The organism is Brachyspira pilosicoli (assembly GCF_019402445.1).
Taxonomy (GTDB): Bacteria; Spirochaetota; Brachyspiria; order Brachyspirales; family Brachyspiraceae; genus Brachyspira; species Brachyspira pilosicoli_B.
The window spans coordinates 1-15622 of record NZ_SRZM01000215.1 but is presented as its reverse complement, the minus strand read 5'-3'; the positions used below and the strand labels follow the sequence as shown (position 1 = coordinate 15622).

14 protein-coding genes are annotated in these 15622 nt (G+C 29.7%); 13 read left to right on the top strand and 1 reads right to left on the bottom strand.

The window, feature by feature from the left end:
- Positions 1 to 51 precede the first annotated feature (51 nt).
- The 13 genes from E6A48_RS07520 (at position 52) to E6A48_RS07460 (ending at position 13814) form a co-directional block, all read left to right on the top strand.
- Complete coding sequence (locus E6A48_RS07520) at positions 52 to 621, top strand: TRAP transporter small permease (protein WP_219709402.1); 570 nt, start codon at positions 52 to 54, stop codon at positions 619 to 621.
- A gap of 33 nt (positions 622 to 654) precedes the next feature.
- Positions 655 to 1938, top strand: coding sequence for a TRAP transporter large permease (locus E6A48_RS07515; RefSeq protein ID WP_219709401.1), 1284 nt, complete (start codon positions 655 to 657; stop codon positions 1936 to 1938).
- 41 nt (positions 1939 to 1979) lie between these two features.
- Positions 1980 to 2723, top strand: coding sequence for a sulfite exporter TauE/SafE family protein (locus E6A48_RS07510; protein WP_219709400.1), 744 nt, complete (start codon positions 1980 to 1982; stop codon positions 2721 to 2723).
- 29 nt (positions 2724 to 2752) lie between these two features.
- Complete coding sequence (locus tag E6A48_RS07505) at positions 2753 to 3622, top strand: NAD(P)-dependent oxidoreductase (protein WP_219709399.1); 870 nt, start codon at positions 2753 to 2755, stop codon at positions 3620 to 3622.
- Between the two features lie 29 nt (positions 3623 to 3651).
- A complete protein-coding gene (locus tag E6A48_RS07500; RefSeq protein ID WP_219709398.1) occupies positions 3652 to 4971 on the top strand; it encodes an L-fucose/L-arabinose isomerase family protein in 1320 nt (439 codons plus the stop codon).
- A gap of 108 nt (positions 4972 to 5079) precedes the next feature.
- Positions 5080 to 7077, top strand: a complete 1998-nt coding sequence (locus tag E6A48_RS07495) for an alpha-glucosidase (RefSeq protein WP_219709397.1) — start codon at positions 5080 to 5082, stop codon at positions 7075 to 7077.
- Between the two features lie 23 nt (positions 7078 to 7100).
- The gene (locus E6A48_RS07490; RefSeq protein ID WP_219709396.1) at positions 7101 to 8168 is read left to right on the top strand and encodes a M24 family metallopeptidase; all 1068 of its coding nucleotides are present in this window, start codon (positions 7101 to 7103) and stop codon (positions 8166 to 8168) included.
- Between the two features lie 48 nt (positions 8169 to 8216).
- Positions 8217 to 8900: a transaldolase family protein gene (locus tag E6A48_RS07485; protein ID WP_014933995.1), complete on the top strand. Its 684-nt coding sequence runs from the start codon at positions 8217 to 8219 to the stop codon at positions 8898 to 8900.
- A 25-nt stretch (positions 8901 to 8925) separates the two neighbouring features.
- Positions 8926 to 10053: a TRAP transporter substrate-binding protein gene (locus E6A48_RS07480; protein WP_219709395.1), complete on the top strand. Its 1128-nt coding sequence runs from the start codon at positions 8926 to 8928 to the stop codon at positions 10051 to 10053.
- Between the two features lie 138 nt (positions 10054 to 10191).
- The gene (gene purC, locus E6A48_RS07475; protein WP_157148693.1) at positions 10192 to 10908 is read left to right on the top strand and encodes a phosphoribosylaminoimidazolesuccinocarboxamide synthase; all 717 of its coding nucleotides are present in this window, start codon (positions 10192 to 10194) and stop codon (positions 10906 to 10908) included.
- 136 nt (positions 10909 to 11044) lie between these two features.
- Positions 11045 to 11704, top strand: coding sequence for a late competence development ComFB family protein (locus E6A48_RS07470; protein ID WP_014933993.1), 660 nt, complete (start codon positions 11045 to 11047; stop codon positions 11702 to 11704).
- A gap of 34 nt (positions 11705 to 11738) precedes the next feature.
- Complete coding sequence (locus E6A48_RS07465) at positions 11739 to 12278, top strand: hypothetical protein (RefSeq protein WP_157148692.1); 540 nt, start codon at positions 11739 to 11741, stop codon at positions 12276 to 12278.
- Positions 12279 to 12344: 66 nt separating this feature from the next.
- Positions 12345 to 13814 (top strand): leucyl aminopeptidase family protein, encoded by a 1470-nt coding sequence (locus E6A48_RS07460; protein WP_219709394.1) that lies wholly within the window; start codon positions 12345 to 12347, stop codon positions 13812 to 13814.
- An 81-nt stretch (positions 13815 to 13895) separates the two neighbouring features.
- Here the strand turns inward: E6A48_RS07460 and E6A48_RS07455 are convergent, their stop codons facing one another.
- The gene (locus E6A48_RS07455; protein ID WP_219709403.1) at positions 13896 to 15548 is read right to left on the bottom strand and encodes an amino acid ABC transporter ATP-binding/permease protein; all 1653 of its coding nucleotides are present in this window, start codon (positions 15546 to 15548) and stop codon (positions 13896 to 13898) included.
- Positions 15549 to 15622: the final 74 nt, after the last annotated feature.

The window sequence follows — 15622 nt, the reverse complement described above, 5'->3', positions numbered from 1 at the left end:
GTTTTACATTATGTAGATATTAATTAAAATATTTTATATTAAGGGGCTTATATGAAAACTATTATTCTATTTATTGATAATATTCATAAGTTTATATGTAAATTTTTTGTTAATATTGCTACTGTTACATTAATAATAATGACTATATCTGTTGTTGTTCAAGTTGTATTGAGATATTTTTTGAAGTCGCCTTTAAGATGGGTTGAGGAGTTTGCTGTTTATTTGATGGTATGGATGTCATATCTTTGTTTACCTTATTTGGTTTATGCTGATAAAAACGTAGTAATGGAATTAGTATATGGAAGATTTAAAAACACAAAGATAAAATATATATTTGATATAGTATATATTTGTTTTATTGTATTTATAGCAGTTGTATATTTTCCTTTTTCAATAACTTCTTTCCAACAGGGAATGAGTATTAATGCGAATTTGCTTCCTATAAGTTTGGCAGTAGTGAGAGTTGTAATGCCAATATCTCTATTTTTTACTATAACAGTATCATTGCAGAAATTGATAGTATCTTTATGTTATTTATTTAATGTTGATTATGCCAATTTATTTTTGCAAGATCCATTTGCCTCTTCAGATGAAGATAATAATAATACTAATGTTAATTAATCTACACTGTTGGTTTAATTTAGGAGTTTTCAAATGAGTATAATGTTTTTTATTATATTTTTAGCTTTAATGATATTAGGTCTTCCTGTTTTATTTGCCTTAGCTGCTGCTCCTTTAATAGAGGTTATGATGGCAGGACAAATAAATATGGTATCTTCTATGTTCAATAGAATTAATATATCGCTTGAGAGTTTTACATTGCTTGCTTTGCCTTTCTTTATATTAGCTGGTGCTGTTATGGGTAAAGGAAGAATCACAGAAAAGATAATAGGTTTTTCTCAAGTTATGGTAGGGCATGTTAAAGGAAGTTTAGGTCACGTTGTTATATTATCTGCAACATTATTTTCAGCATTGACTGGTTCTGCTGTAGCTGCAACATCTGCTATAGGAAACATGTTAATACCTGAAATGTATAAAAATGGATTTACAAAAAAATATGCTGCTGCTGTTACTGCTGCTGCAACTGTTTTAGGTCCTATAATACCGCCTTCTGGAATTATGATTATATATGCATTTACAATGAATGTTTCAGTGGGTGCTATGTTTATTGCTTCTATAATACCTGGACTTTTATTTTGTGTATCTTTGATGATAGTGAATTATATATTATGTTCAAAGAAAGGTTTTAATTTTAGAAGACCTAAGGCAACATTTAAAGAGAGAGTTATACAAACAAAACATTCATTTTTAGCATTACTTACACCTGTAATAATATTAGGTGGTATATATGGTGGTATATTTACTCCTACAGAATCTGCATCTGTAGCTGTGGCTTATGGTTTAATAATAGCTTTATTAGTATATAGATCTATACCATTAAAAGCATTATTTCCATTATTTAGAGATGCTGCTATATCATCATCTTCAATACTTTTGATGGTTGCTTTTGCTACTGGGTTTGCTGTTGTAGCTTCTCTATCACCTATATCAATGTTTGCAAGTAAAATAATATTTTCTTTGGGAGATAATCCTTATTTAGCATTCTTTATTGTTAATATGATGCTTTTTGTAATAGGTATGTTCTTAGATGCTGGACCTGCTATATTGATATTTGCTCCAATATTTGCTCCTTCTCTAATATCTATGGGCATAGACCCTATACATTTTGGGGTTGTTATGAGTATTAACGTTACTATAGGTTTGGTTACTCCTCCTATGGGATTGGTATTATTTATGTCATCAGATATATCTAAAGTGCCATTGGAAGATATAGTAAAAGAGGCTTGGCCTTTTATATTGTCAGAGATAATAGTTATATTCTTAATATCATTCTTCCCTGACTTAGTAATGGGTTTACCTTATTTGCTTGGAATGTAATTTGAGAGAATATTGATAAAAAATAGATTTGGAAAATATTTATGATAAGCTACATAGTTTTAATATTAATTATTGCTTCCACTCATTTTATAAGTGCTTTAACTGGTTTTGGATGTACCATAATTGCTATGCCTTTTGTAATATCATTAATAGGTATATCTGCAGCAAAATCTGTGCTTTTAGTTATGGGTTTAATACAGCCAGGATACGTACTTTTAAAAACATTCAAGCATTTGAATTTAAAAACTTGTTTAATAATAATCGGAATATCAGCATTAGGGCTTCCTTTTGGATATCTATTATATAGTAAACTTCCGCAGCAACAATTAATAATGATATTAGGTGTTCTTATGATATTTGCAGGTGGACTTGGAATAGCAAAATTAAGAGGATTAGAAATAAATAATATACCTAAATTGGTTGGATATTTATTGTTATTTGCCGGCGGTATTATACAGGGTGCTTTTGTATCAGGAGGTCCTTTAATAGTAATTTACGCTAGTATAATGCTTACAGACAAACAGGAGTTTAGAGCTACTTTATCTCTTTTATGGATAATACTAAACTTTGCAACTTTTATACAAAGTATATTAACAGGTGCTTATACTCCTGAAGTAATAAAGTATACACTTATTAATATTCCTTTTTTGATAGCGGCAATAGTTTATGGAAACAAATTAGCAGATAAAATTTCTAAAACAACTTTTGAATATATATTGAATATAGTTCTTATAGTTGCTGGAGGAATTACAATATTTAATCAAGTTAGTCAATTAATAAAATAAAAAATATATAAAAATTTAAGGAGAGAATTATGAATATAGGTTTCATAGGCTTGGGTATAATGGGTGACCCAATGTGTAAAAATATAATAAAAAAAGGTAAAGATGATAAAGTATTTGTTTATGATTTATTTGACGGTAAAAAGTCAGAGTTTGAATCATTAGGAGCAACTTGGGCTTCATCATCAAAAGAGGTTGTAGAGAAGACTGATGTTATATTTTCTATAATACCAAAAAGCGAACATGTTTTATCTTTATCAAAAGAGATAATGCCTGCTTTGAAATCTGGAAAGATATGGGTTGATATGTCTACAATAGACCCTCAAGTTTCTATAGATGTATCAAAAGAGGTATCAAAAACAGGGGCTATTATGCTTGATTGTCCTTTAGTAAAATCTAAGGCTGCTGCTATAGAGGGAACTTTAGGAATATATGTTGGCGGAGATAAAGCTACTTTTGAAAAAATAAAAGATTTGCTTTTACGCATGGGTAATAATGTTATTCATTTGGGAGGCAATGGAGCTGGTCTTGTAATGAAAGCATGCCACAATAATTTGGTAGCTCAAATACAAAATGGTGTAAACGAAAACATTTTATTAGCTAGCAAATTTGGAATAGACCCTGCTACATTTGAGGTTGCTATATCTTATGGCGGAGGACAGAATTTCTATTTATCAAGCAAGTATAAAAATATAGCTGAGAATAAATATGATACTGCTTTCTCTGTAGAAAATATGCATAAAGATGTTTATATAGCTGATAGATTAGCTAAAGAATCTAATCTTAAATTAAATGGTATGGAAAACACAAAGAAAGTATATGACCATGCTATGGAAATGAATTTAGGAAAAGAAGATTTTTCAGCTACATATAAAGCTGTAAAAGATATGTCTAATAAATAATAACTTTTTAAAAATGGAGGATTATAAAAATGAAAGGTAAAGTAAAAATTGGTTTAGTATGTCTTTTAAGAAAAACTTTTGACTATGAAAGTGCTTGGAAAGAGTTTAAAAGCAAAGAATCAGAATTAAAAAAAATAGAAAACGTTGATTGGGTTATCATTGATGAGCCTGTAATTGAAGTAGAAGAGGCAAAAAAAGCTGCTGATAAATTATCTTCAGAATTGGTAGATGGTGTTATTATTACAAGCGGAACTTTTCACCTTGGACATTTAGCACTTATTATAGAAGAAAAACTTAAAAAACCTGTACATTTATGGGGACTTCCTGAGGCACCATATGATGGCGGAAAAATAAGATACAACTCAGCTTGCGGTGTGCATTTAAATAAATCTAACCTTTTTAAAGCAGGTGTAAAATTTGTACATCACGTTGTTGCTCCTTTACCAGATATTAATTGGATAGATGCTTTAAGAATGGTAAAAGCAATGGAGATAGCAAAAATAGCTTTAGTTGGTTCACGTGCTCAAGGATTTTTTAACTTGGCTTTTGATGAATTAACTAGCTTCAAAAGTACAGGTGCTATGTTGGAATATTATCAAATAGCTGATATGTACAATCAAGAGGTAAGCGATGAAGAAGCTAAAAAATATTTAGATGAGATAAAAGGTTTCTTTAACTGTGATGATGTTAATGAAGAACAAATTAAGAGAGTTGCAAAATTATGTGTATCAATCAAAAAATTTGTTGATTCTAATCATATAGATGCTTTAGCAGTAAGATGCTGGCCTGAATATGCTCAAAGTTATGGTATAGCTCCATGTGCTGCTATGTCTATAATAGCTAAAGAAAAATATCTTTTAGCTTGTGAAGGCGATGCTATGTTGGCTTTAAGCATGTTAGTTTGTAAGGCTCTTGATATAGAAACTCCTTATTCTGCTGACTTCTCTCAGGTTGATTTTGAAGAGGATACTGCTTTATTATGGCACTGCGGAGTAGCTCCATGCAATCTTACTAATAAAAAATGTACTCCTACTTTAGATACATATTTTGCAGGCGGAAAAGGTGTTACTACAGGATTTGTATTAAAAGAAGGTGATTTCAATATTGTTCGTATAGACAGTGCTTTAGGTAAAACTAGAATATTTGCTGAAAAAGGTAAGGCTGTATATATGGATAAACTTCTTAAAGGTACTTATGCAAAAGGCAAATTTGATAAGGGTGTTAAGGCTGTATATGACACTTTATTAGACAATGGTTTTGCTCACCATGTTGTTATGGTATATGGAGATTATATAGAGAAATTTAGATTGTTATGCAAAATAAAAGGTTGGGAGTGGATTGAAGCCTAATTGAAGCCTGATTAAAGCATAATCATCAATAATTTCAAAAAGCATAATACTTAAAGAATAATAAAAAATTATTTTTAAGTATTATGCCTAATAAATAAGGATTTTAATATGCCTAAGCTTACAAAAAAAATTAATAATGATAAATTAGAAATATTCTTAGATGATGTTTTGATATTAGAACATTCAAAAGATAATCCTGCTATATTTGTTGGAAACGGTAGAGAAGATATATTGATGTATAGAGGAAACTTTAGAATAACAAATTTAGAAGATTCTAAGATACCTTTAAAATTATTCAAAGAAACAGATAAGGGTATAGAGTTTTATTATGGAGATGACTCTTTAATTCTTACTTTCAATGAAGAAAAGACTAAATGTGCATTAAAATTAAAGGCATCAAAAGAGTATACTAGATTTTGGATAAGAATAAAATCTGATAAAGATGAACATATGTATGGACTTGGCGAGCAGATGAGTCATTTTAATTTGCGTGGAAAATTATTTCCTATATGGTCATCTGAGCCTGGTGTTGGTAGAAACAAAAACACATATGTTACTTGGATGTCTGATTCTACTGGTATGGCAGGTGGAGATTACTGGAATACTAATTATCCTCAGCCTTCATATATGTCTAGTAAAAAATATTCTTTATTTTCTGATAGTTATGCTTATAGTGAATTTGATTTTAGAAATGAAAACTTTACAGAGATACATGTTTGGGAAGTACCTGAACAAATACTTTTATGGAAAGAGGATAGTTTCTACAAATTAATGGAATCTTTCACTGAATATTTTGGAAGGCAACCTAATATTCCTGATTGGATGAATGATGGAATTGTAGTAGGAATACAGGGCGGTTGGGATAAAATTAAAAGAGTATTGAATGATTTAAAATCTTATGGTGTTAGTGTTACTGGTGTTTGGATACAAGACTGGGAAGGAATAAGAATGACTAGTTTTGGACAAAGACTTATGTGGAACTGGGCACATGACCCTAAGAGATATCCTGATTTTAAAGAAAATGTAAGAAAGTTAAAAGAAGAAGGCATACGTTTCCTAGCTTATTCAAATTGTTATTTAGCTATTGATGGAGCTTTATTTAAAGAGGCTAAAGATTTGGGATATTTAGCTAAAAACGATAAAGGCGAGATATACGAAGTTGATTTTGGTGAGTTCTATTGCGGAATACCTGATTTTACAAGGGAAGAGGTATGCAAATGGTTTGCTAAGAGAATACTTGTAGAAGAGATGTTGGATTATGGTATAGAAGGCTGGATGGCAGATTTTGGAGAGTATTTACCTATAGATGTAAAATTATCTGAATCTGTTGCTATGAAGAAGCATAATGAATGGCCTGTATTATGGGCTAAAGTTAATGATATGGCTTTGGATATGGCAGGCAAAAAAGGGGACATATTTATATTTATGAGAGCTTCTGGAAGCCGTGCTCAGCAATATGCTCCTGTATTGTGGGCTGGAGACCAAAGCGTTGACTTTACTAAAGATGATGGTATAGCAACTGTAATACCTGCTGCTTTATCTTCTGCTGTAAGCGGATTCTGTTATCATCATAGCGATATAGGCGGATATACATCATTATTTGGAAATGTGAGAACTCCTGAATTGAATGATAGATGGATAGAGTTTGCTGCATTCACTTCAACTATGCGTTCTCATGAAACTAATAGACCTAATGATAATATACAGTTATATGATTCTCCAACTACAATGGTTCTTCTTTCTAAGATGGTGAGAATATTTAGAGCATTAAAAGAATATAGAATTAATTTTATGAAAGATGCAAAAGAGAAAGGTATATCTCTTATAAGACCTTTATTTTTTGAGTATGAAAATGATAAAGAATCTTATTCTATAGATTATGAATATATGTTGGGAAGTGATATTTTGGTTGCTCCTGTATGGAAAGAAAAAACAGATAATTGGGAAGTTTATTTACCTAATGATAAGTGGGTTCATTTGTGGAGCGATAAAGAATATGACGGCGGACAAACTATAACTATAGAAAGCGGTGTAGGAAAGATTCCTGTATTTATCAAAAAATCTTCAAAATATTTAGATTTATTTAGAAGTTTAAAATCTTTATGATTTTTTATTAAGGAGAATATATTATGGCTGTAAATGAAGCTATACAAAGATTAAGAGATTATATTCATAGCAACAATATAGATGCTGTTATATTAAATAGAAGAAGTTCATTTGCTTGGTTCTCTCAATGTGAAAGCTCTATGAATTTTTATACTGATTTTGGTTTGGGATATATTTATGTTGATAAGAACGATGCATTTTACTACACTTCAAACAATGAAGCACCTAGAATAGAGAGAGAGATTTTTAAAGGAGTTATACCTGTTAAATCTTACTCTTGGGTTGATGGACCTGCAAAAAATGTTGCTGAACTTATTAGCGGAAAAAAGGTTAATGGTGATTTTGGTTTTAATGGTGTTAAAGAAGATTTTGCCAACATAAAAAAACTTAGATATAGTTTATTTGATGACCAAATAGCTATTGCTAGAGAATTGGGTAAAACTTCTGCTTCTATATTAGAAAAGACAATGAAAAATATAAAGCCAGGATTAACTGAATACCAAATAGAGGCGGAAATAAGATATGCTTTCGGTAAAGAAAATATAGAGCTTCCTGTACTTCTTATAGCAAGCGATGATAATTTAAATTTTTATAGACACCCTTTAGCAACAAGTAAAATAGCTAATGAAAGATTTATGGCTGTTTTATGTCCTAGATATAAAGGAGTAGTTATTGCTTTATCAAGAATTCTTTATTTTAGAAAAAGAACTGAACAAGAAAAGAAAAGAGATGAAACTATTTGCAAAATAAATAATCTTTTGATGAATGAAACAAATATAGGTACAGACTCTAAAACTTTATGGGACTTTATGGTAAAAACTTATAAAGAAGAAGGAGTTGAAACAGAATATTTTAATCATCATCAAGGCGGAGCTATAGGTTTTGAATCTAGAGAATGGATATTAAGACCTACTTTGCAAGAAACTATTTATAAAAATCAAATGATTGCTTATAACCCAACTTTGATAGGAACTAAAGCTGAAGAGACTCTTTTGATGTTAGAAGGCTCTAAAGAAATACTTACTATAGGTAATGATTTCCCTACTTTAACTCATTCGGGTATGACTTCAACTTTACCTTTAGAAAAATAAAATAAATAAAAAAACAAAACAAAAAATAAAAAATTAAGGAGTTAAATTATGTTATTTTTCTTAGACAGTGCTAAATTAGACGAAATTAAAAAGGCTTATGAATTATTTAGAATCGATGGTATTACTACAAACCCAAGACATATACAAGCAAGCGGTCAGCCATTTTACAAAGTAATAGAAGATATAGCTAAATGGGCTTCTAATACAGGTTTTAAAGATTATAAAGATTTCCCTATTTCTGTAGAAGTAAATCCTCATTTAAATGATGCTAAAGAGATGGTTACTATGGCTAAAGATATAGCTTCTATTTCAAAAAACTTTGTTATTAAATTGCCTTGTATTGAAGCAGGAATACAAAGTGCTCATGAATTAGAAGAAATGGGAATAAGAACTAATTTAACATTAGTATTTTCAGTATCACAGGCTTTATATGCTGCTCATGCAAAATCTTTATTTGTTTCACCATTTGTAGGTTGGAAAGAATCTTCTGGAGAGGACACTAGAGAATATATAGAAGGAATCATCAAAGCTTATAAAGCTGTAGGTGCTCAAACAAAAGTATTAGTTGCTGCTTTAAGAAGTGGTTCTCAAGTTGCACATGCTTTTAAACATGGTGCTGATGCTGTTACTTGCGGTCTTGCAGTATATCAAGAAGCTATGTTACACCCATTCACAGATAAAGGACTTGGTATATTTACAAATGCTTGGGACAATACAAACACAAATAAATAATTATTAAATAAAAAAGGAGTTCGGTATGAAAAAACTATTTGTTTTAATATTTATATTATCTATGATTAATTTTAGTTCTTGTACTAAATTAGGAGAATCAAGATCAGGAGGAACTAGAACATCATCTGGACCTGATAATTTGGATTATATGCAAGCTCCAGAGAATGCAGAATTTATTTTAGTTACTTCACATGACCATAATACAGACGGTTATAACCATCAAGCTTCTTTATTATTTAAAACTATAGTTGAAAATAAATCTAACGGCAGAGTTGGCGTAAAAATTTATCCTAATGGTCAATTAGCTGCAAGCGGAAAAGAGGGTATTGATGCTTTAATGTCTGGAAATATAGATATATTTAAGGCTACTGATGACTTAGCTTCATATTGGACTCCTGCTAATGCCTTTGGTTTACCTTATTTGTTCCCTAATGACAGAGTTGCTGAGGCTGTATTATCTGACCCTGAAATAGTTGATGCAGCTAGAAAATCTATAGCTGAAAAATATCCTCAATTAAAATTAGTGATGATTGCTGCAAGTGGCGGTTGGAGAGATTTTGCTACTACTTCTAAAAAGCAAATAAAAGTTCCTAGCGATATAAAAGGATTAAAAATAAGAACTGTTCCTTCTCAAGTTCAACAGGAATTGGTTACTATTTTGGGAGGCTCTCCTACAGCTATGCCTTATTCTGAAATATATACTTCTCTTTCTACTGGTGTTGTTGATGGTGTAAAATTAAGTATAGTTGATATTGTTAATGCTAAGCTTCATGAAACTCTACATTATATTATATTAGATAACCATGCTTATCTTTCTGCTTTTTGGTTTATAAACAGTGATAAACTTAATTCTATGCCTGAAGATTTACAAGTAATTGTATTAGATGCTTTCGAAGATATGAGAAATTATTTAAACTCTTATCCTAAACATCAACAAATACAAGCATATAATGATTTTAGAGCTAGAGGTGGTGTTGTTTATAACCCTTCTGAAGAAGAACTTAATATGTTTGTAGAACAAAGCAAACCCGTTAAAGATTGGCTTATAGAACAATATGGTGAAGAGGTTTCTCCTTGGATTGCAAAATTAGAACAAAAAGTAGCTGAACATTCAAAAAGAATTGACGGTATTAATAATCAGTTAATCAATTAAACTTCCAAATATAATATTCACAATAAGGATATCTTTATAATAAGATATCCTTATTTTTATTCATGCAAAAAATAAGTAGTAAAATAATAAAAAAGGGTATATAATAAATAATCGTTTTAATAAAATAGGAGTACAAATATGTCCAAAGAAAAAAAAGAAATGATTTATGAAGGTAAAGCAAAGAAGGTTTATTCTACTGATAATGCTGATGAAATAATAGTTTATTACAAAGATGATGCCACTGCTTTTAACGGTGAGAAGAAAGGTTCTATAAAAGATAAAGGCGTTATGAATAATGAAATTACTACTTTACTCTTTAAGATGTTAGAGAAGAATGGTGTTAAGACACATTTTATAGAAAAGCTATCTGATAGAGAGCAACTTTGTCAGAAAGTAAAAATATTTCCATTGGAAGTGATAGTAAGAAATTTAATAGCAGGTTCTATGGCTAAAAGACTTGGTATAGAAGAGGGTACAGTTCCACCTAATACTATTTTTGAGATATGTTATAAGAATGATGAATATGGTGACCCACTTATTAATGACCATCATGCTGTTGCTTTGAAACTTGCTACTTATGATGAATTAAAATATATATACGAAGTAACTTCTAAAGTAAATAATTTATTAAAAGAAGCTTTAGACAAAATAGGCATTACTTTGGTAGATTTTAAAGTAGAGTTTGGTAAGAACTCAAAAGGTGAAATACTTTTGGCTGATGAAATTACACCTGATACTTGCCGTTTCTGGGATAAGGCTACTGGAAAGAAATTAGATAAAGATAGATTTAGAAGAGATTTAGGTTCTATAGAAGAGGCTTATATAGAAGTATTGAACAGACTTAATAATATGTAAATAAATTTATATTGTTATTTTAAGAGGGCTTTACTATTAGTTTAGCCCTTTCATTTTTACATATATTTATTATATTTACTTTGACAAATAATATATAATTTTGTATAATGTACTATAAAGTTTAAGGAGTTTTGTTATGTATTTAGTAAACCTAATGGAACAAAAAGTTTCTAAGTTGGCAGATGCATATTTACAGAAGAAAAATATTCCAGTTAATAGCAATATGCGTATGGACATTATTGCATATACATTAAATAGAGTAAAACCAGAATATGTTACAAGTGCTAGGGGGGTATTATATAGCTATAAAGACCCTATAGAAGATAATAAAGAAGTTTTAAATATTATATCTCAAGCTTGCGAGGTTGTTACAAAAAGAAGAGAGAGTAATGCTTCAGATACTATACCGGTTATAGAAGAAAGTGGTTATTATATTACTTATCCTAGTATAATGGGTAACTTATTCGCTTCTAATAATACTGACAGAATAGAGAGTGCTAAGGTTTATATGTTTAGTAATAATGCTTTATTAAAAGGATATGGAGTAAATTTCCCTAATCCTGCTATAGTTGCTAAAAATGTGGCTGGTAAATATATGTTTTGTTTTATGCCACAAAAAACAGATTCTAATAAAAAGATAGATGTTAATTTAGATATAGTAGTAGAAGCTGAGAATTATCAGAAGTTTAAAAGTTCTTTAACTTTTACTGTGCAGCCTGAATATTATAATGCTGGAGATATGCCATTATTTTCAGTTGAAGAAGTTAATGATATATCGCTTATAGAAAATAAATAAATAAAATATTTGTTAATTATATTATTGTAGATTAATGAGATTCGTAAAGTTTGTAGTATTAGTATGTTTTATAATATTTGGTATAATGATACTGAATATCATACATAAAAATAAAGCCGTGTATGATAAAAAAAATATGGTTCGTCCTTTTTCTTATAGTGATATAGTCTATTGTGTAAATGGGGAGGTAAAGTCTTTGGCTTCCCTTTCTTTTACAACATCGTTTGATGATTTATCTAATTTATTTAATATAGATAGAAATATGATTTATAATAATATTTTAAAAAAAGATATAAATGTATATGAGAATAACGCAGAAATTAATGTTTTTATTTCGGATAAAAAAATAGAGCAGATTACACTTAATATCACTAATAATATTGATATGGCTTTAAGTAGTATATTTAAAAATTTAGATAACAATAATATAGCATTAGAAATTGAGCGTATAGAAGACTCTAATGGTGATGATTTAGCAGAGATTTATACTCATAATGGAGATAAGTATAAATTAGTAATAAGTAAAACTAAAAATGATTTATCTGTAGATTATGTTAATTTAAAAATTAATTAATTGACATAAAATAAACATTATATATAATATTTAAAATATCTTATAGAATTCTTAAAGGACATATCGATGAAACTCAAACATACAAGCAATTTTATAAAAAAAGATACAGTAGCAATCTTTGTTAAGGTTGAAAAAGAAAAACCAAAAGTTTGCACATTTAATGATGAGTATATAAAATTATTTAACAGTTTAGTAAAAGACAAATATTATACTATATCAACTCCATTTGCATTTGCTTTTTCTAGTAATACTAGAGTAATTTATATTACTTACAAAGAAGTGAAAAATTATATTTATGAAACTTGGAAAAATGCAGGAGCTTCTTTAATAAGCATAATGAATCAGCTTCATATATCTGATATAGAAGTTGATATGGCAGAATTATTTGCTGAAATTGGTTCTGAGGAATCTTATATACAATTTTGTTTAGGAATGTTTTTAGCTTCTTATAATTTTAATTATCATTTTGGAGAGAAAAGACTTAAAGAGAAAAACAATATTAATAATATTTTACTTGTTTCTGACCATAAAAAAGATACAGAAAATGCTATTAATATTGCTTCTAATATATCTGAGCATATTTGCTGGGCTAGGGATATGGTTAATGAACCTAGCAATATTATTAACTCTTTAACATTTATAGATAGAGCAAAAAAGATTGCTGAGAAGAAAAAAATAACTGTTACTATATTAGATGAAAAACAATTAAAGACACTAAAGATGAATGGTATATTAGGTGTTAATGCTGGAAGTAAAAATCCGCCTAGATTACTTTGCATGCAATATAAAAAGCCTAAGGCTAAAAAAAATATAGTATTAGTTGGTAAGGGTATAACATTTGATACTGGCGGAATGAGTTTGAAGCCTGCTGATAGTATGCTTGGAATGAAAGATGATATGGCTGGTGCTGCTGCAGTTTGCGGGGCTTTATTTTTGGCTGCTGATATGAACCTTGATGCTAATGTTACTGCTATTTGCCCTCTAACAGACAACAAAACAGGAAGCGGTGCTATTAATCCAGGAGATATATTAAAGATGTATAATGGTGTTACTGTTGAGGTTGTTAATACTGATGCAGAGGGTAGATTAATACTTGCTGATGCTCTTGCTTATGGAATAGATAAATATAAACCTGATTATATAATAGACATTGCTACATTAACAGGTGCTTGTTCTATAGCTTTGGGAAGACATGCTACAGGACTTCTTTCTACAGATGATAAATTGTCTAGAGCTATTAAAGATGCTGGCGATGATACTTATGAAAGAGTATGGGAGCTTCCTATGTTTGATGAGTATAGAGAGCAAATTAAATCGGATGTTGCAGATATCAAAAACACTGGCGGAAGACATGCTGGTACTATTACCGCAGCACAATTTCTTTCATACTTCACTGAAGGAACTAAATGGGCTCACTTGGATATAGCATGCACTTCTATATCTGATTCTAATGATAAATATTTGACTAAAGGTGCTACTGGTGTTGGAGTTTATTTGTTAGAAAAAACTATTGAGAAGTTAATAGAAATTAATTAATAAATAATTATTATATATTTTAAGAGTTCTACTATATTGGTAGAACTCTTTTATTTTTTATAAATAATTTATAATATATTTTTAACTTACTCTATCAGTTTTCATTTTATAAACTTTATCAGCTATATTAAGTGTAGATGTTCTATGCGAAACCAAGACAACAGTTCTATCTTTGCTATTATCTTTTACAGATTTTAATATAACGGCTTCATTTAGACTGTCAAGATTGCTTGTAGGCTCATCAAGAAGCATGAATGGTGCTTTGTGTAAAAAACTTCTAGCTATGCCAATTCGTTGTTTTTCTCCGCCTGATAAAGTATCACCAAGTTCTCCTACATTAGTATCATATCCATTTGGAAGGCTCATTATAAAGTCATGCAATGACGCCTTTTTGCATGCTTCAATAACTTCTTCTCTTGTGGCATCTTTATCTGCTATTTTTATATTATTTTCTATGGTGTCTTTAAATATTGAAGTTTCTTGTGTTACATAGCTTTCAATATCTCTTAAACTATTGGTGTTAATATCTTTTATGTTAGTGCCAGATATTTTTAAGCTTCCTTTTTTTATATCCCAAAAACGCATAAAGAGTTTTAAAAGTGTAGATTTACCGCTTCCGCTCTTTCCGCTTATGCCTATTATCTTATTAGGCTCTATCTCTAAATTGTAATCGTTTAATATCTCTTCGCCTTCATAATCAAAGTATACATTCTCGCATTCAAGTCCATTAAACTCTAAATTACTCTCTCCGTCATAAACTTCTTCTACAATAGGTGTTTCTGCAAGCAAATTAAGAACCCTCTCACCGCTTGCCAATGTCATAAATAAATTATTTGATAAATTACTCAATGCTATCACAGGTCCGAAAGAACTTGCCATTGCTATAGTAGGTATTAATATATTAGATAAATTTTTGTCTTTTGATATTAATATACTCACAACAAGAATAGCCAATGTAAATAATGATACTGCTGAAGTGGTAAGTCCTGATATTATGCCTTCATAGTGTTTTAGTTTTTTATTTAAATCCATCAAGTCGTCAGTTTTATTTTCTATTGCTTGTATTCTTTTTTCACCGTATCCAAATTGAAGTATCTCTTTTATGCCCCATAAACTATCAAGAAAATAGCTGTTTAATTTACCAAAATTATTTCTGTATTCCATTCCGTCATTTTTTCCAAACTTTGATGAAAAATAAGGAATGATAAACCCTATAGTAAAATATCCAAGTAAAGCAATAGCACCCAACACAATATTAAAGCTTCCTATAAATATTGTCATTATTATTGAAGTTAATACGCCTATAGCTATAGGTGAAATTGTATGAGCATAAAACACTTCAAGAAGTTCAATATCGCTTGTAATGAGTGCTATTAAATTTCCTTTATCTCTTCCTTCAAGTTTGGCAGGAGATAATTTTCTTAGAGCCTTAAAAACTTTATCTCTAATAAGAGCAAGCAATTTAAAAGCTATAAAGTGATTGCTTAACTGTTCAACATAGTGAAGCAAACCTCTTAAAGCTGCAAGCACTAAAACAGTAATGAATATTGTTTTTATTGTAAAGAAATTATTTAAACCCAAAAAAGTTAATATGGCATATCCGCCAAGTATTGTTATAGATATAGCACACAAGAAACCCAACACTCCTGTAGTTATTGCTAATATCATAACATGCATAAGCGGAGCAATTAGTCCGATTAATTGTGCCATAATTTTAATACCGCTTCTTCGCATCATTTAAACTCCAATTTATTGTTTTTTATTTTTTTAGTATTATTATTTGTGGGGACTAGCCCCCACACCCCCAC

Bases quoted from the DNA above. Each gene is read 5' to 3' on its own strand.
- E6A48_RS07520 (WP_219709402.1), top strand. From the start codon at position 52: ATGAAAACTATTATTCTATTTATTGATAATATTCATAAGTTTATATGT.
- E6A48_RS07515 (WP_219709401.1), top strand. From the start codon at position 655: ATGAGTATAATGTTTTTTATTATATTTTTAGCTTTAATGATATTAGGT.
- E6A48_RS07510 (WP_219709400.1), top strand. From the start codon at position 1,980: ATGATAAGCTACATAGTTTTAATATTAATTATTGCTTCCACTCATTTT.
- E6A48_RS07505 (WP_219709399.1), top strand. From the start codon at position 2,753: ATGAATATAGGTTTCATAGGCTTGGGTATAATGGGTGACCCAATGTGT.
- E6A48_RS07500 (WP_219709398.1), top strand. From the start codon at position 3,652: ATGAAAGGTAAAGTAAAAATTGGTTTAGTATGTCTTTTAAGAAAAACT.
- E6A48_RS07495 (WP_219709397.1), top strand. From the start codon at position 5,080: ATGCCTAAGCTTACAAAAAAAATTAATAATGATAAATTAGAAATATTC.
- E6A48_RS07490 (WP_219709396.1), top strand. From the start codon at position 7,101: ATGGCTGTAAATGAAGCTATACAAAGATTAAGAGATTATATTCATAGC.
- E6A48_RS07485 (WP_014933995.1), top strand. From the start codon at position 8,217: ATGTTATTTTTCTTAGACAGTGCTAAATTAGACGAAATTAAAAAGGCT.
- E6A48_RS07480 (WP_219709395.1), top strand. From the start codon at position 8,926: ATGAAAAAACTATTTGTTTTAATATTTATATTATCTATGATTAATTTT.
- purC (WP_157148693.1), top strand. From the start codon at position 10,192: ATGTCCAAAGAAAAAAAAGAAATGATTTATGAAGGTAAAGCAAAGAAG.
- E6A48_RS07470 (WP_014933993.1), top strand. From the start codon at position 11,045: ATGTATTTAGTAAACCTAATGGAACAAAAAGTTTCTAAGTTGGCAGAT.
- E6A48_RS07465 (WP_157148692.1), top strand. From the start codon at position 11,739: ATGAGATTCGTAAAGTTTGTAGTATTAGTATGTTTTATAATATTTGGT.
- E6A48_RS07460 (WP_219709394.1), top strand. From the start codon at position 12,345: ATGAAACTCAAACATACAAGCAATTTTATAAAAAAAGATACAGTAGCA.
- E6A48_RS07455 (WP_219709403.1), bottom strand. From the start codon at position 15,548: ATGCGAAGAAGCGGTATTAAAATTATGGCACAATTAATCGGACTAATT.